We start from the raw sequence: 15,703 nt of genomic DNA on the forward strand, positions 1-15,703 counted from the left end.
GCCCGCTGGGGCTTTGTTTGGTTCGAGGTGTTCAGGGTCTCGGTGCTTTTGCATGTCGCATTTGTAGAACGGCCCGCGTGGGTCCAGGAGCACGCTCATGTGGTGGTCTGCGTGGTCTTTGAACCACACGCTGATTCCGGTTGCCCCGTCGAGTCGTAGGTGTTCCCATGCCCGCCACAGCGCTTCCACACGGGAGACGGCTTCCGGGTGGAAAAACCATTCGATGCACCATTTTGCTGCGCGCCCGTCAACATCGCGGACGTAAGTAGGGAGCAACTGCTCGTGCAGGAATTCCTCCGCAGAGCCGTACACCAGCTCCGGGGGCTTCTGCTCATCGCCAGCCTTGTCGGCAGGCTCTTCTGCGCTGGCGCTGTGCGCTTCACTGAATCTGCCAATCTCGATAGTCATGCCCTACTCCCCTACCCGGTCACCCATGGATTTGCGGCTGGTGCCGCTGCTACCGGTACTGGTTCTTCCTCTGGCTGCGGGCTGTACTTTTTGATGGACGCTTCCACGGCGTCCTTGTGTGGCCCTGTGTACCAGGGCATGGTCCGGACCAGGGTGGCGGGTGCACCGGAGGCGAGAATGACGGCACGGCCGCGGTCCAGCTCGGCCAGATTGGAGACATCGAAGATGCGTTCCTTGCTCTCCTGCCGGGAGCGGCTGGACCCGGATTTCCCTGATGAGACGGAGACGTTGATGTAGCTGTAGTCCCCGATCAGGTCTGAGAGTGCGCGGAGGAACCCTTCTTCGGCGACGCCGCCGCCGTAGACCTTGACGTTCGCGGCTGACCAGATTTTTCGCATGTTCGCTTCGCCCCAGAGTTCGACGCCTTGGGACCAGGACTGCAGGATGCCCATGACGATCAGGCCTTTGGAGCCGTAGTGGCTGAACTGGTCCGGCAGGCCGGCCCAGCGGACCACGTTGGCCAGCTCGTCGAGGGCGAACAGCGCAGGTTTGGGCAGGCGGCCGCCGCTGCGCTCGGCGCGTTCTTCCATCGCCTCGGCGATGGCCACGGTCAGTGCCGTGGTGAGCGGGGCGGCTGAGCCGGCCCCTTCCTTGGAGAGGATGTAGATCGTCTCCTGAGAGGCAGCGAAGGCGTGCGGGTCGAACTGCCGGCGTGCATCACTGGCCACGCTTGCGCCGCCTGTGGGGGCGACCCAGCGAAGTGTGTTCCTGCTCTTGAGGCACTGAATCATTTTCTCGGCGGTGCCGAAGATGCCGTCGCGCTGCTTGTCAGCCAGCTTCAGCGTGGACTCCAGGCCCTTGTACTGCAGCTCGTAGTCACGCTCCCGGAGGATTTCGATGGGTTCCTGGCTGACCTGCTCGGTCACCCACAGGTAGACCTGCGTGATCGGCAAATCGCCCAGGGCGGCCGCGAGGAAGTACGAGGAAAGGATGTCCTCGGCCTTCGGATCGAAATAGGCGTCCGGCTTGGACCCCGGCACCCGGGAACCGACCGAGAAGTGCTGGGTGAGTTTGTAGGCCTTCTCTTCGTCAGTGACGTAGGAGAGCGGGTTCCACCACCAGTCCGGTTCTTCCTGGGCGATCTTCTGCGGATCGAAGACCCACACCGGGGCCACGTTCTCGCGGACACCCCGGGTGCCGTCCACGACGTCGCGCTTGTTAGAGGTCGAGACCACGGCACCGGGCGCGTCCAGGATCGCGGGCATCACACGCGAGGTGGACTTACCCGTTCGTGGTCCCCAGATATCGAGGCTGAGGTCTTCCCATGACTGGATGAACTTCTGGCCGGTGGAGACGACCTTGCCGACGACGATCCCGGGATTGTCCTTGATACCGAGGCGTTCGGCTTTGGCCTGTGCTCCCTTCTCGGAGAACGCGTCGAGGGATTTACCGCGGCCCAGGTAGCGGGCGGCCTTGTCCACGCGGGCGCGTTTGGATGCGCCTTTCCGGCACGCCACGAGTACGACGATGGCCAGAACCAGGATCAGGCCGACCATAAGGCACGCCGCTACGGTGGACTGCGTGGGCCAGGGCACCTTGCCCTTGATGAGTCCTGCGACCAGGTCGATGGGGTGGGCCGGGGGCGCGGCGATGCCGGCCATCCAGGACCCGAGATGCGCGGCGGCGTAGGTGCCGCCGCCGAAGACGACGATGGCGCCGATGGCCAGCCAGACCAGCAGGGCATCTTCGAGGCCCATTCCCTTGCGGTTTGGTGCACTCACAGTGCGCCTCCTTCTGTCGGCAGCGCTGGTGCTGCCGGGTCCATGAGCGTTTTCGCCGGTGGGTGCCAGCGGGTGTCAGTGTCGTTCAGGCCGTCCTTCTTCTCAATCGAGGTCAGCCCGATCTGGACGGGAATGCCCGGGCGGCCGCCGACCTTGATCAGGAACTTGCCCCGGCCCGGGGGTTCGATGTCGAGGCCGCGTGAGTCCCAGGCGGGCGGGTCCTGCCAGGAAATGAGCTTTTGCTGCTCCTGCCGCGACAAAGGGATCGCGGAGGTCAGCAGCGGCATCTCCGAGGCCGGCAGGCCGCCGCAGATCACCATCCCGGAACGTTCAACGAAGCCCCGGGCCTTCATCCGGTCCTCTTCCGCCGGCAAGGCCAGCAGGTCGGACATGGTGTGGGAAATCATGATCTGCCCGACGCCCACGGACCGGTTCAAACGGGTCAGGGCGTCCACCCGGTCGACCATGCCCTTGCCGGAGCGCAGCGCCCGCCACAGCTCGTCCAAGACCACGAAGTAGTTCCGCCGCGGCTCCAGGCCCGCGTCCGCCAGGGCGTTGGCCACGTTCACCGTTCCAAATCCGTAGGACCAGCAGGCGAGGAGCACGGCGGCCTGAAGGTCGGTTTCGGTTTCGTCGATGCTGGAGACGTCGAAGACCACGGCGCGGTCCCGCTTCATCGGGTTCGTGGTCTGCCGGGAGAAAATTTCTCCCAGCTTCCCTCCCCCGGTCAGGCCCAGCAGGGTCGCTTCCAGTGCCCGGGTCTCCTGCAGGTAGACGTTCATGTCGCCGCGGTCCAGTGCGACCTGCCGCAGCTCATCCGGGGCGGAGACGATGACGTCCAGCAGGTCTTTCAGGACCGGGATGCCGTCGAACCGGTCATCGAGGACCCGCAGTGCCCGGTCCAGGATGGTTTGTTCCTGGTCGGTGGGCGGGTTGTTCCGGCTGATGGTGATGAGGGAGACGACCATGTTCAGGCGGCGGCCGTGCGCGTCGGCCCGGACCCGGGTGGCTGCTTCGTGGTGGCCGTGGTCCTCGAGGAGCTGGGCGACCTCGACGGCCTGGCCCGGATCGAGAATGTTCAGGTAGCCGACGCCGCGGCCGAGCTTGATGACCTGCCCGCCGAGAGCTTCGACGGCTTTGACGTGCTCGCCTTTTAGGTCCCCGAGAACCAAGGGGTTGACGCCCTGCGCGGCGAGGCCAAGGAACATGCGCCGGACCAGGGTGGACTTGCCCAGCCCGGGTTTGCCGAGGATGAAAGCGGAAGGGTTGGAGATGAGGCGTGCGCGCTGGAACCAGCTGATCGGGTCGCAGCAGACTGTGGCCTGGGTTTCCTCGTGGCGGCCGAGCGGGACGCCGATCATGGGCGAGGACGCGCCGGAGGAAAACGGCCACAGGCCGCAGACCTGAACCGTTGTCCCCCGGTATTCCTTCACGGTCGGGACGAGCTGGGCCATGCCGCCGCCGCGTCCGGACCAGCCACGGGCACCGGGCCCGGCCTCGCGGGGCTGCTTCGCGGTCTGGTCCTTTGGGGCGCCTTTTGCTGGCATTAGTGGCTTTACTGTCATTGACGTTAAAAGGTCTTTGAGGGCCATCAGAGTGCGTCCTTGATTTCGGAGGGGACCATGCTGTGCTTGGGCAGGACGAGTCCCAGCGGCAATGAGGCGGCGAAGGCGGTGTCCTGCGAGCCGTAGGCGCGTCGCAGGAGTACCCGGGCGGTGCCGGAGGTCTGTTCGATGGCGGCCACGGCATCAGGCAGCCGTTCTTTGTCGGTCACTGTGGCGGTGACGACCATGCCGAAGTTCACCAGGCCGGCGCCGCGGGCTTCTTCCTGGGCGGTCTGCACGGCCGAACGGGCATCGACCAGGGCCCGGGCGCTGGGCCGGGTTCCGGAAGTGATGCGGACGTTGGCGTTGTTCTGGTCCCGCTCGACGATGGTAGCTGCCCGAGCCGAATCCATTGGACGGTAGAGCAGGGATACCCGTTTGCGGTCAATGTCCCCGTGCGGGGCCAGAAGCCGGGACAGAACCGAAGAGTTCACCGAACCCCGGGGCGCACCGGTCATGGTCCAGGAGACAGAGAACGCGGAATCGTGCCGGTAGTCATCCCAGTTCGCCTGCGTGGCGGTAGGGCCGACTTCACTCCAGGTCAGGGCAACGGGGGAACCGGCGGCGTGGGCTTCATCAATGATCAGCGCTGCAGGTGGATCGTAGGCGATGCGGACGACTTCGCAGAGTTCCTGCGCCGACATCGGCCGGGCGATACCTGCTCCGGTGGACTGCAGCCGGACCGACAGCCCCGGGATCCGGGAGGCGAGGTCTCGGGCAACATCTTCGGGGGTTCGCTTCTTTGACCCGGACCGCATGGAGGCGTTGAAGGTCAGAGACACCCAGGCACGGACCGTGGCCGATCCCTCCGGGTAGGTATCAACGACCTCACGCAGAATGGCCTGGGCAAATTCGGGCGCGTTCGGGTCGATGTTCATCTCGACTTCGTTCCGGAGCCGGTACCCGGAATCGGGTGCGGTCTCGACCGTGACGGCCGCGGCCTCCAGTCCGGCTTCGTCGGCAAGGCCGGCCAGCCAACCACCCCAGTTGGCCACCCATGCGTCGACCTGCTCAGGGTCCACAAGGGAGGCTCCATCGGGTTCGGTGGAGAAGATGACGGTGAAGTGGCTGGTGGCCGGGACGTGCAGCATGGCGAACGGGCGCTTGTAGGAGTCTGTGAACTCGTACAGGGTTGAGTTCGCGGCCAGACCGGGGAGCTGGTACATGCCCCACTCCGTCACACCCAGTGGACCCGAGCGGTAGAGGTTCGTCCCGGAAGACCTGGACATCCGGAAGGTCATCTTGATAGCGAATCGGTCGATAGTGGACTGACCGTGTTTGTCCTTGAACGAAAGCGTCAAGGCCAGCGACTCGATCACCACAAAAACAGCCAGGCCAACCCATAGGCCCCAGATCATGAAACTGATAATGGTCAGCAGCAGACCGCTGAAGGCAATGAGAGTGCTGATAGCACTGAAATTCGCCACGCCCGCTGACTTCGGCACCCGCCAGTTGCCGTAGGACGGTTCCTTGTATTCGGTGTTAATTGCTGCCACTGGGGCCCTCCCCGGTTGAATCCTGCGCGGTCTTTTCGATTGCCTGCGACGTCTTGGACGCCACCTGCGCCCCAGCCGCTAGAGCCATGCCAGCAGGGCCAGCTGCTGCTGCCCCGCCACTTGCCCCCATCGCCGCTCCCGCAGTGCCTGCTTTGCTCGCGGTTGCAGCGCCAGCGGCTCCGCCCGGACCCGTAACACCGGGAGCGGGCTGACCTCCCCGGCCCCGAGGACCAGACGCTCCATCACTGCCCTTGGGAGAGGACCCAGCGTGCGTGCTTTGCGTGTTATTCGTGGTCGGAGGTGTTGGCGTGGCGCTGCCTCTTCCACTGCCACCACGGCCTAGGGAGACGGCACCGGTTGCTAGGGCACCAACCGCGGCCCCGGCCGCTGCCCCGCTCCCCGAGGCCACGGCACCGACCATCGGCGTAACGAACCGCATCAACGCCGGCAAAGCGAACAAAGCAACGATCATCAACGTGAAGCCACTGATCGAACCGACCAAACCGTCCTGGCCCGTGGTGTTTCCCATGAGAAGGAACGCAACTGAGTAAACAATCGCCGCAGCCGGCTTGTAGAGAATGAACGCGATGGTCCAGCCAACTGCCTTCTGGAACCACTGCCTGCCCATCTCGGTATTCGTGAACGCTGCCGTCGTGGGCAGGATGCCGGCCAGGATAACGAGCATGCCGCTGCGCACCACCATCAGCACGATCTGGACGAGTGAAGCAATCAGCCCGACGAGGCCCAGGATGATGAGGATAAACACGCCGACATCGGTTTGCAGGGGCGTAAGGAAGATGCTCATGGACTCTGCGAATCCCTTGCCGTCCGTCGAACGCTCGATGATGGCGACAGAGAAAGCGTCAGCCGCAATCACCAAGATGGAAATGACGCCCAAGCCAAGACCTGAGACTAGGGTCAGCGTGAGCAGCGAACGCAGCAGGTCTTTCAGCGGCGCACCACGCTGTTCCCAGATCATCCGGATGCCACCGAGGATGACAGCGAGAACTGCCAAAGTCAGCGTCCAAGGCAGGAGTTCATTATTGACCGCAGCGACAACGGAGCTCGGAGTGCTGCCGTCTTCACTGGCCAGGTTTACCGTAGGCATCGAAACCCAGAAGGTAGACAGTGTTGTCACCATCTGGCTCATGCCCTCCATGATGGCTTTAGCCATGTTGCCTATGGCGTCATCGGCCAGATCAGAGAGGGCGTTCCCGAAGCCGCAGCTTATGTCTCCCCATTTGCAGTCAGCCACGTCAGACTCCGGACCAGAGGATGAATCCGCTCAAATCGCGAAGCTGGGAGACGCTGCCGAAGGTTACACCGTCGTCGGCTGGCTTCACTTTCCAATCACCGTCGATCCAACGCATGGATATGACGGAGTGGCCCAGCGCCCCGTTGTTTGTTTCAAAGGCAAGATCGATGTTGGCCTCCGAAGGGGTGTAGGACTTTATGAGGAAGCCACGTACCTGAATAGTTGTCGTGTTCCCTGGGGAACTGACGTCTGTGCTGGCTTCCCGCATGGCAGCGTCCCTCCCAGTCCCGGGTACGAGCAGCTTGTCGGCCAGTTTTGCCACGAGCTCGGGGGAACCGCTTGAACCGAGCGCGGCCACGTTCATCGCTGCATAGAGGGCGCCCGTTGGTGAATGCGCAAAGCACGACCGAAATCCGCTCTCGTCAGTTGCACCCGGGCCGAAGGTTTCCGGATCAGTCGGCGTCGCCATCTTGCCGACAAGTTCCCACTTCGTATTCGGCGCCGTTCCCAAAGCCGTTTCTGCCGAGGCGGGCAGACCACAGACGCTGTTGGTAGCCTCAGCTGAAGCGCTGGGGTTGGCTGATCTGCTGGACTCCACAGGCGCAGGGGCGGATTGTGCATTGGGCTGTCCTTTGGGGAGCAGGAAGATCACTATGGTTGCTGCGATCAGCGCGACCACCAGCGCGGCCGCGATGATGAACCCGGGCTTGGTGAACGGATTGCTTTCGGTGGTGCTCTCTGTTGACTGGCTCACGGTGAACCTCCCGTTCGTGGTGGTGGCTTAGACGAAGGCGCGGACGATGCCGGCGGCACCGGTGATGATAATGCAGCCAAGGAGAACCCAGCCGAGCTTGCCGATGGCTTGCGCACCTTCGCCTCGCTGGAGCTGAATGACCATGCCGATGCCGACGATGATCACGCCAAGGACGCCGAGGACCAAGCCGATGCCGGAGGCCCAGTTCAGGACCAGGAGCAGCCCGTCTGCCTCTGCAGGGATGGTCGGAGTGGGGTTAGGGATGACGCCAGTTGCAAGTGCTGAGAAGTAGTTCATGGTGAGACCTTCCAGTGAGCGGTGTTTGATGTGTCGGCAGCCAAGGTGGCTATGTCAGTAATGAAGCGTTGAAATTCGCGGGGCAGGGGCGTGTCGTTTCCGAGCCGCCATGCCTCGACCCAGGGCAGGGTCCAGAGTCGAGGCGCTCCCCCGCCGACGATCGCGGCGAAGTCACGCAGCGCTTTGGGGGTCTTTCCCGGTGCGTCCGCCAGGATCGCGAGGCCGAGCAGGTCAGTTTTCGGTGTGGCTCCTGACACCCATTGGGTCAGTGCGTTCCTTGCGGCTGTGAGGCCGCGCATGTCTGCGCGGCAGACCAGCAGCACCCGCGGCTCGCCGCCGCCCTGGAGGACGGGCCAGCAGTGATCGGTGGCGCGTGCCCCAAGGAGATCCGCGACTCTGCTTTCGCCTGCTCCCCCATGTGCGCCGATGATCCACAACGCGGCGGAACCGCTCATGGTGCGGCGGGCAAGCCGGTCCGCTGCGTCGGGTTCGACCATCCCCTTCAGAGGAGCACTGATGACTGCCGCCGGCGGCATATACGTATTTAGTGTTTCCTCTTCCGAGATGTCCGTAGTGGGGCTGGTGACCCAGGGGTTCAGGGACTGTTGCATGGTTCCTCCTTCCGAAAGTCCGAATGATGGGTGGGTTTAGAAGCCTTTGGCGACGGCGGCCGCGGCCGCCAGCCACGCCCGCTGCGTGGCGGGCTGCAGGGCTTCATAGCGGATGGGGCCATTGACCAGCGCCGGATCGTACGGAATCCGGACGACAGCCCGGACGAACGGTTCAAAGCCGTCAGCGATCCGCTGGGCCTCGTCCTTGGCCCGCTTCAAAGCATCCCCGGACATGGTCCGCTTGGCATCGGTGGATTCAGAGACGATCACGACGGCGTTGCGGGCCAGGTCGGCGTCGTCGCCGCCACGGGATTCGAGGGTCTGCAGCGTCAGCCGGGCAGCTTCTGCGCGGTCCTCGATGGCCGTCACAGGAACGACGAGCTGGTTGGTGTGGTGGATCATCCGGCGCCAGTTCGCCGCCCGGGCGGTGTTGCCCGAGTCCATGACCACCAGCCGGTAGTAGCGGGTGAGGACCTGATGGGCGATGTCGACTTCCTCCGAGGTGACTTCGTGGTCGCCTTCTTCGTTCTCGTCCGAGCGCAGGACGTCGAACTTGTCGGCGGTCTGGTGGTGGACGAACTTGGCGATTTCGGCAGCGTTCGTTGACGGGGAGAGCAGTTCGGTCGAGGAATCGATCAGGTCCAGGACGCTGCGGTCATGGGCGCCCTTTTCGGTCCGCCACCCCAGCGTCCCTTGGGACTCGTTGTTGTCCCACGCGACGGTCGCGGCCCCGCTGTAGCGGGCGAGGATGGCCGAGAGCATCACGACCGTGGGGGTCTTGTTCGCACCGCCCTTGCGGTTGACCACGGCGATGGTCCGGGGACCGGGCCAGTGCTGGCTGACCGTGCGGATATCCTCCCGCTCGGAGAGTTCTTCGGCGGACGGGTCCATCCGGAAGCCAAGGCGCGTGAGCGCACCCCGCCAGCCCTGTGTAGCCGGTTCCAGGACAGGGGCGCTGACCAGGAACGAAGTTTCCTTCAAGCTCCGCCGGGTCGGCGGTGCTTCCTCCGTGACCACTGCCGTCTCCGGCACCGAGGTGGCCGGCATGTCCGTCGTCTCTGACGACACGGGGTTCGGCGGCCACGGCTGGCGGTCCACGGCAGCGACGGCGGCAGCCGCAGGTTCTGCCGGAGCAGCCACAGGCTCAGGCGCAGGGGCCTGGACGGTGTCATCGACTGTGGGAGCTGGCGTCTCAGCCGTGGGTTCCGGTGCTTCTGCCCGGCGTCGGGCGGGGCGTGCCTCGTAGGAGACGGATTCAATCCTGTTGTCCGGGTGCACGATGAGTTCACCGTGCCCTTCGGGATCCTCGATCTGGACTCTGACGGGACGGTTCAGCGTCTGTGCCTCGACCACGACGATGGCCAGGGCGTTGTTGCGAAGATCCTGCAGGGATTCCCCGGCAGGGACGATGCGGGAGTTTCCCGCGACGACGACCTCAGCGGTTCCGTTGTCACGGACGATGGCCCTGATGTTGGGAAAGGCCAGGACCTGAGTTGAGGTGGTGCTCATGGGCTTCTTCCTTACGTGGGTGAGATGGAGGATTCCGGCGCTTAGGACGAGGGGGGTGTGAAGCGGTTGACCTTCCACGGGGCTTCCTTGCCTGTGCGGAGCAGCTGCACCGTGTAGGTCCCTGCGTCGGTGGGTACCGCTGCCATAACCCCGTAGCCGTTGGCTTCATCGACGCTCAGTGCGGCCGGGCCGGTGACGCGACTGGCGGGAATGTTGGACGGATCCACGGCCGAGTAATCGGCGGTGGCCTGGGGCGTCAGCCAGCGGGCAAGATCGTTGGCCCACTGCTTTTCCTCCACACCGGGCCGGGCAAAGTCGATCATGGCCTTTTCAGCGACGTCTACGGCCGCGTCCTTGCCGGCCTGATCCCAGGTGATCCCGATCGTGGCCGGGACCGTGCCCCCGGGAGCCTGTGGACCGCTGCTGGCGCTCAGCGAAACCGGCGCAGAAGGCGTGGCGGTCGATTCTGCCGGTGCAGGCGTGGTGTTCGCTGCCGGTGCGCACGCGGCGCAGAGCAGGGCCACTGCGATCAGGGCCGAGGGCTTCTTCATTACTTCTCCTCTTGGGTGGGCAGGTACAGGAACGCTGAAGGAACATCACTGCTGACGGTCCGGGTGTAATAGTTGTGGTCATCAGGGGGCGGGTTGCCGTTGTAGCCCTCTTCGACATAGGTCCCGTCGTTCTTGACTTCCTTGACCACGGCGACATGGCCGAAGGCCGGGTCCGCTCCCCCGGCACCGGGCGCGTACCAGACGACGGCACCAACGCGGGGAACGGAACCGGTGGGCCAGCCTTTGGCGTCCCAGCCGGCCTTCCACGTCAGGGCCGAGCCAAGGCCCTGCCCGTCCGGACGGAAGGTGCCGTTGAGGAACTTGAACGGCTCACCGGTGGACCCCATCTGCTGGTTCACCCGCCACAGGGCGAAGTCCACGCACTCGCGGTAGAACATACCCAGCGGCGATGCGGCGGCAGCTCCGGCACCGACCTGCATCCAAGTAGGAGAGTCTTTCCAGGGGTAGTCATCCCCGGCACCGGACTTCCCCGGAATGGCGCAGTCGCTGCCTTCCAGCGAGAACTTCCCGTCAGAGAGCGCCTGGACGAGCTTGACCGCCTCGGGCCAGTACTTCTGGTAGTGGTGCGGGTCGGCGTTGCGCTGGACCTTGTTGCCGGCCAGGGTCGGTTCCAGCAGCTCCCAACCCTCGACCTTCTGCAGGGCCTTGATGAAGTTCGTGGCGCTGATGATCGGGTCCATGCGGTCCGCGTAGGAGCCCCACGCGCCATTGTCGCGCTGCTGGAACAGCCCGCGGGAGTCAGGGCCCGGTCCGTCGCCATAGTCAAGGACACGCAGGCCAGACTCCCCCAGGGACACCATGACGCTGATCATCTGGCCCTTCACGGACAGGTCCAGGGCCTTACCGGCACCCATGATCGCCGCGGCGTTCTTCAGTTGCTCCATGGTGTAGCCCTCAACATTGGTGCCAGCGTCGATGACGGCAGAAACGGCCGGGCCACAGGTAGCCGCGGTAGATTTCGAAGGGGTGAGCAGCACGAGCATGCTGAATATCAGGCCAAAAAACAGTACCGGGGCGGCGGCGAGCGTAACCAGAGCATATGACCTGCCCCGCATCAGCGCAGACCCCCGTCTGGTCCGACGAACAAGAGGCCCGTGGCGTCCGTTTTCGTCGCTAGGTCGGTGGTGGAAGCACAAGTGGCATCGGAGATGAGACCAAGACGCTGCGGGCAGCTGTCTTGACGACTCCACATAAAGGGAGCCGCGGCACGCACTCTTTTATTTAGCAATAGAGTGCAGCATGGATAGTCGTGATGATTCAATGGAAAGTCGGGCAGTATAGACGCATGCCCCGACTGATCCGACCGAATCTTCCTCCAGATGTCGAAGCCGCAGTGAGATTCATGGGCAACAGGGCTCAAGCGAAGGTTTTGAGGCAATTGGCTATTCTGGGTCCCTCGACGATCGGGCAGCTCCAGGCCGAGCTGGATATAGGCAGACCGAGCCTGAACCGGCATCTGGAAGCCCTTGAAGATGATGGCTTGATCGAAACTGATCCTCCGCGCGGTGTTCGCCAAGGCCGGGATGTCACCTATGCTATGCGACCAGCCAAGGTCCGAACCTTGGCGCGCGCATACCTTGACTATATCGAGGGGCGCTGATCCTGACGCCTTGCTCTAAGTAGCCATATCACCACCCTAACAGGGACGAAACATGTTTCGAACGTTATTCAGGGTTCTCCGGATCAATTCTTTCAAGGGCATCGACTTCATCGAGAAGAGCGTTGATGGCTTCTAGGGTTTTGATGTCAATGTCGCCGAGAGTTCGAGCTGCGATGTTCTTCAGCTGGTTTCGTCGCATCTTCTTCAGAAGCTGAAGCTCCCGTTCAATGCGCTCTGGAAGTTCACCGGTTTCATCTGTTAGGTATACCGGGTCAATCTCGAAAAACTTGGCGAGTGCAACCAGCGCCTCAGTGGGAACAACCTCCAGCGATTCACCGGACCGGATGCGCCACCACCGAGTTCTGGACAATTCGTATCCGTGCTGGCGGAGGCCGGCCTGTATATCCGAGAATTCGTACGGCTTGCCACCTTCGGCCACCACTACGTCAAGCAGAAGATTCACCTTGCGAGCAAGAGTCTCCGCCTTTGCCAGCCGATCCCGGGCAGTCTCACTGCCAGCCATTTCTTACCCCATCCGAAAGTTCACCAGCTGACGTTGCAGCTTGAGCCTCAGCCCCGTCCGATTGGAAAAAATTTCCATACCAATAACGAACTGCCAAATCCCACCCTACCGGGTCTGCATTCCACTCCTGTGTGTGGCCTGAACACTCGAAACCAACCAGTTTTACTTGTCCCTTGTGGGCCGCAGCGAAGCGGACAGATTGTTCGATGGGGACGGACCAGTCGTTTTTGTTGTGCAGTATCAACACTGGAACGTCGGGCCTGCGGCTGAATCTGTTCGCGTCCGCTCTCCTGATGTCCAGTGGCTGGTGGAGGCCAGCCAGCCGGCACAGTTGAGTTGAGGCAATTAACGAGGTGATCACGGAACCGAGGAACCGGGGCCAGCCTTGGTGGTGGGCGTTCGCGCGGAAGGCCGCCTCCCAGTTCAGTACCGGAGACACCATCACGACGCCTTTGATCATTTTTGCCAGCTCTGAACGGTGGAGAGCATTGAGAGCAATGGTCGCCCCAAGGGACCAGCCAAATATGATGCAGCTGTTTCCTCCCCGCTCTTTAACGACCTTGAGCGCGTCTTCAAGGTCTTGCCACTCAGACTCGCCCAAATGAGAGCGGCCATCCCGCGATCTCGGCCCCTCACCATCGTTGCGGTAGGAAACTATCAGTGAGGTCAGACCTAGAGCACTTGCGCTTTCCACGCCTCGAAGTGTCTGTCGGCGGTCACTCCCCTGGCCGTGTACGTGAATTGCCCACAGGTCGCTTCCCTTATCGACAATCCATGCAGGAGCCGGACCTAGCCTGGTGGGCACCTCAGTTTCAAGAAACGGGGCAGATGGAGTGACGGCTACGATGCCGCTCCACCTGCAACGCGACTGCAATGACAATGCTATTGGCCGATAGAGAAGGCGACGCCTAACAGCCCCGTTTTTGGCGGCAAGCACGGGTCCTAAAACAGCTGGGTCATCTTGCCCAGCGATTTTTAGTCCAAAGGTCCCTGATGCAAGCGTGCGCTTGGTTGCCCGAAGCTCGATTTCATCATCATCTATCGCTAGGGGCACGATGTCGTAGCGGGGTTTGTGGGTGGGAGAGACGGCTTTCCGTGCCGCCCATGCAAGCGTCGTCAGTGTGCCGCAGGTTGCAGCAACCACCAAATTGGCGATAGCAGCAGTCATCTCGGGCGCCACGATTGCCGCTCGAGGTATCGGGTTGCCCTAGCGAGCTTATCAAGTCCGTCGCTACCGATCCGTTTTCTTGCTCCAGGATCCCGGACAAGAGAGTCTTGAATCTCCACAATCATGCGGTGCAGTTCACGTCGGCGTCGGTGCGGACGTTCGGGTACGACCGCGAAGTCTAATGTCACCCCGACATTCCCGGCGATGGCCACCTTCCAGACTGGGTCTAATTCAGCGAGCATGGAATTAATCCGTGAAGCTTCGTATATGGAGAGAATTTTGCGTCGTGCTGGCGGGAGCGCCAGTCCGGTGCAGAGCAGAGTAAAAGTTGTTGCATTGAGTGCCCCATACAGCCCACTGAGCATGGCCATTGCCTGCAGCTCGCCCAAGACATGCATCGTGTCAAGCGCTAGTACGTTAACCACTAGCAGGACAGCTGACAAGCAACCCAGACCTACCAATGCGAACGCCGTCTTGTAATTGCCTGTGCTCCATGACTTGCGGAAACGCAGGCAGGTCCAACCTGCCGCGGCCATCACTGCACCGATGTATACGTACTGGACCGCCGAATATAGGGCAGCGGCAGGCTGAGCCCCGTACTGCATCATGAAGGTTGTGGAAGTCATTGGGGCATCGATCAGGCTGAAAAAAGCAGCTGCAGCGGACGCGGCTACCATCACGCCGGCCTTACCTAGCACACAGGGCGCCTTGGCATGTCCCAGTACAGGAAGGGGACGGGCAGCCCTGTTGATGGCTCTTGCCAGGTAGTAGACGCCAACCAAGAGCAGGAGGTTTGCACCGAGGTCGGCATAGTTCCGTCCATACAAGAGCTGATCAACGACTACATAAACGGAATCGACGTTGAAGAGCAAGGAGATGGAGATGAGGACCGACGCCCAGAGGATGCTCGTGTCCTTCCCGGGCCGCCGGGTCACTAAGACAACCACACTCAGGGCGATCATCAGCGCTGCCGTGAAGATTTGCACTATCCGAAGACCTCCTCGAAAGCTCCTGGCTCTGTTGGAGTTCCCCTGAGCGCTTCCGCCATCAGATCCGCGAGGTACTCGGCGGTGGCCTCCTCCACTGTACGAAATTCTGTTCGCATAAGCGCTCGACGTACAAGCTCAGGTGACAGGCTTTGCAGTCCTTCTATTAGCAACACGCGGGCTGCGGAATTCGCATCATGCCCCAGGACCATGTGGGCAAGTTCATGGAGGATGAATTGCTGCCGCTGCAACTCCCAAGGAGTCGGAGGATGAAACACCCATTCTTGTCTCCTTCCCGGAACCCAGAGGCCGCAGATGGGGGTGCCACGCAATCTGTCGGTTGCTTTGATACGAATCCGACGGCCACGAATTTCTTCGACGGCACTTACGATCTGATCAAGCGTAAGACCAGACGAAATATCTAGGCTCTCGAAAGCCTCTGAGGCATCACGGAACGCTTGCTCAGACTTAGTTATTGACAAGGAACGCAGAGCTTGCGTCACTACAAGTTCCTTCGCATGGTTGTATCTACTAGGGTAGTCTGAAACATGTTTCAGACATGTTTTACTGGAATGGCCAAAACAAAGACCAAGGCAAATCGGGCCCACCTTACCAAGAGGGCACGACAGTCGCTTGTCACGAACGGAAGGGAAGCACCAATGCGACGTACGCATGGCGTGCCAGCGTCGAGCCTTTGTCAGCCGGCTCATGCTGATGTGCTCGGACCTCTTGCGGCGGGCTGAAATATGAAGCTGTTTCCGTTTCAACACGCCGAGACTGTTTCTGTTTCAATGCCGGAGCGCGGAAGCCGTCGGTGGTAGTTTCAGTTTCAGAGGAGCTGGAAGGTCCAGCATTTCACTCCTTCAGGGCCGCTGAGTAATTGGCTCGACCACTCTATTGAAGTAAAGGCAGCCACAGCTGCCGTAGTTCAAAGGACAGGGATGATGGCTCCAACTACTCGTACGGGCAGGCGCTCCAAAGGCGATCGCAAATTCGTCGGTTTCCGCATCGCTACTCCTAAGGCAGATGCAATGGAGGAAATTGCAAAAGCGGAGGGGTACCAGTACGTCAGCGACTGGCTGTCTGACGTGGTTGAGGAGCGCCTTGCCAACACCAGGCTTCACGCAATTCACCAGCAG

16 protein-coding genes are annotated in these 15,703 nt (G+C 62.1%); 1 reads left to right on the plus strand and 15 read right to left on the minus strand.

Features of this window, described 5'->3' with window-relative positions; genetic code table 11:
* The 11 genes from P2Q66_RS12545 to P2Q66_RS12595 form a co-directional block, all read right to left on the minus strand.
* A partial coding sequence (locus P2Q66_RS12545; RefSeq protein WP_275728484.1) for a DUF4913 domain-containing protein occupies positions 1-408 on the minus strand: 408 nt, incomplete at its 3' end.
* Positions 409-419: 11 nt separating this feature from the next.
* Complete coding sequence (locus tag P2Q66_RS12550) at positions 420-2,189, minus strand: TraM recognition domain-containing protein (RefSeq protein WP_275728486.1); 1,770 nt, start codon at positions 2,187-2,189, stop codon at positions 420-422.
* The gene (locus P2Q66_RS12555) at positions 2,186-3,736 is read right to left on the minus strand and encodes a DUF87 domain-containing protein (RefSeq protein WP_275728489.1); all 1,551 of its coding nucleotides are present in this window, start codon (positions 3,734-3,736) and stop codon (positions 2,186-2,188) included. Before P2Q66_RS12555 ends, P2Q66_RS12550 begins: the two co-directional genes overlap by 4 nt.
* Positions 3,737-3,780: 44 nt before the next feature.
* Positions 3,781-5,289 carry an SCO6880 family protein gene (locus P2Q66_RS12560; RefSeq protein WP_275728492.1) on the minus strand — a complete coding sequence of 503 codons (1,509 nt, stop codon included), beginning with the start codon at positions 5,287-5,289 and terminating at the stop codon, positions 3,781-3,783.
* The gene (locus P2Q66_RS12565) at positions 5,276-6,544 is read right to left on the minus strand and encodes a hypothetical protein (RefSeq protein WP_275728495.1); all 1,269 of its coding nucleotides are present in this window, start codon (positions 6,542-6,544) and stop codon (positions 5,276-5,278) included. The genes P2Q66_RS12560 and P2Q66_RS12565 overlap by 14 nt, the downstream gene beginning before the upstream one ends.
* A gap of 1 nt (position 6,545) precedes the next feature.
* Positions 6,546-7,298, minus strand: a complete 753-nt coding sequence (locus tag P2Q66_RS12570; RefSeq protein ID WP_275728497.1) for a hypothetical protein — start codon at positions 7,296-7,298, stop codon at positions 6,546-6,548.
* Positions 7,299-7,325: 27 nt separating this feature from the next.
* The gene (locus P2Q66_RS12575; RefSeq protein WP_012623549.1) at positions 7,326-7,595 is read right to left on the minus strand and encodes a hypothetical protein; all 270 of its coding nucleotides are present in this window, start codon (positions 7,593-7,595) and stop codon (positions 7,326-7,328) included.
* Positions 7,592-8,206: a DUF6668 family protein gene (locus P2Q66_RS12580; RefSeq protein ID WP_275728504.1), complete on the minus strand. Its 615-nt coding sequence runs from the start codon at positions 8,204-8,206 to the stop codon at positions 7,592-7,594. The genes P2Q66_RS12575 and P2Q66_RS12580 overlap by 4 nt, the downstream gene beginning before the upstream one ends.
* Positions 8,207-8,242: 36 nt before the next feature.
* Complete coding sequence (locus tag P2Q66_RS12585; protein ID WP_275728506.1) at positions 8,243-9,715, minus strand: chromosome partitioning protein ParA; 1,473 nt, start codon at positions 9,713-9,715, stop codon at positions 8,243-8,245.
* A 41-nt stretch (positions 9,716-9,756) separates the two neighbouring features.
* Complete coding sequence (locus tag P2Q66_RS12590; RefSeq protein ID WP_275728508.1) at positions 9,757-10,266, minus strand: hypothetical protein; 510 nt, start codon at positions 10,264-10,266, stop codon at positions 9,757-9,759.
* Positions 10,266-11,342, minus strand: a complete 1,077-nt coding sequence (locus P2Q66_RS12595) for a CHAP domain-containing protein (RefSeq protein WP_275728511.1) — start codon at positions 11,340-11,342, stop codon at positions 10,266-10,268. Before P2Q66_RS12595 ends, P2Q66_RS12590 begins: the two co-directional genes overlap by 1 nt.
* A 230-nt stretch (positions 11,343-11,572) precedes the next feature.
* Here P2Q66_RS12595 and P2Q66_RS12600 point away from each other — a divergent pair, with 230 nt between their 5' ends.
* Positions 11,573-11,887: a helix-turn-helix transcriptional regulator gene (locus P2Q66_RS12600; RefSeq protein WP_275728513.1), complete on the plus strand. Its 315-nt coding sequence runs from the start codon at positions 11,573-11,575 to the stop codon at positions 11,885-11,887.
* 64 nt (positions 11,888-11,951) lie between these two features.
* On the opposite strand, the gene P2Q66_RS12605 is transcribed toward P2Q66_RS12600, so the two are convergent.
* Genes P2Q66_RS12605 through P2Q66_RS12620 form a run of 4 tightly spaced genes read right to left on the minus strand, consistent with a single transcriptional unit; the run spans position 11,952 to position 15,067 of the window.
* On the minus strand, positions 11,952-12,410 hold the full coding sequence (locus tag P2Q66_RS12605; RefSeq protein ID WP_275728515.1) for a hypothetical protein: 459 nt from the start codon (positions 12,408-12,410) through the stop codon (positions 11,952-11,954).
* Positions 12,397-13,578 (minus strand): alpha/beta fold hydrolase, encoded by a 1,182-nt coding sequence (locus P2Q66_RS12610; protein WP_275728518.1) that lies wholly within the window; start codon positions 13,576-13,578, stop codon positions 12,397-12,399. The genes P2Q66_RS12605 and P2Q66_RS12610 overlap by 14 nt, the downstream gene beginning before the upstream one ends.
* Entirely contained in the window at positions 13,575-14,564 is a 990-nt protein-coding gene (locus tag P2Q66_RS12615) for a hypothetical protein (protein WP_275728521.1), read from the minus strand. The genes P2Q66_RS12610 and P2Q66_RS12615 overlap by 4 nt, the downstream gene beginning before the upstream one ends.
* Positions 14,564-15,067, minus strand: a complete 504-nt coding sequence (locus P2Q66_RS12620; RefSeq protein ID WP_275728523.1) for a hypothetical protein — start codon at positions 15,065-15,067, stop codon at positions 14,564-14,566. Before P2Q66_RS12620 ends, P2Q66_RS12615 begins: the two co-directional genes overlap by 1 nt.
* Positions 15,068-15,703 lie beyond the last annotated feature (636 nt).

The organism is Arthrobacter sp. Cr_A7 (assembly GCF_029222765.1).
In the GTDB taxonomy this organism is placed as follows: domain Bacteria; phylum Actinomycetota; class Actinomycetes; order Actinomycetales; family Micrococcaceae; genus Arthrobacter.

Excerpts from the sequence above, each read along its gene's own strand:
- P2Q66_RS12600 (WP_275728513.1), top strand. The coding sequence starts at position 11,573 with ATGCCCCGACTGATCCGACCGAATCTTCCTCCAGATGTCGAAGCCGCA.
- P2Q66_RS12610 (WP_275728518.1), bottom strand. The coding sequence starts at position 13,578 with ATGACTGCTGCTATCGCCAATTTGGTGGTTGCTGCAACCTGCGGCACA.
- P2Q66_RS12575 (WP_012623549.1), bottom strand. The coding sequence starts at position 7,595 with ATGAACTACTTCTCAGCACTTGCAACTGGCGTCATCCCTAACCCCACT.
- P2Q66_RS12590 (WP_275728508.1), bottom strand. The coding sequence starts at position 10,266 with ATGAAGAAGCCCTCGGCCCTGATCGCAGTGGCCCTGCTCTGCGCCGCG.
- P2Q66_RS12605 (WP_275728515.1), bottom strand. The coding sequence starts at position 12,410 with ATGGCTGGCAGTGAGACTGCCCGGGATCGGCTGGCAAAGGCGGAGACT.
- P2Q66_RS12580 (WP_275728504.1), bottom strand. The coding sequence starts at position 8,206 with ATGCAACAGTCCCTGAACCCCTGGGTCACCAGCCCCACTACGGACATC.
- P2Q66_RS12555 (WP_275728489.1), bottom strand. The coding sequence starts at position 3,736 with ATGCCAGCAAAAGGCGCCCCAAAGGACCAGACCGCGAAGCAGCCCCGC.
- P2Q66_RS12585 (WP_275728506.1), bottom strand. The coding sequence starts at position 9,715 with ATGAGCACCACCTCAACTCAGGTCCTGGCCTTTCCCAACATCAGGGCC.
- P2Q66_RS12595 (WP_275728511.1), bottom strand. The coding sequence starts at position 11,342 with ATGCGGGGCAGGTCATATGCTCTGGTTACGCTCGCCGCCGCCCCGGTA.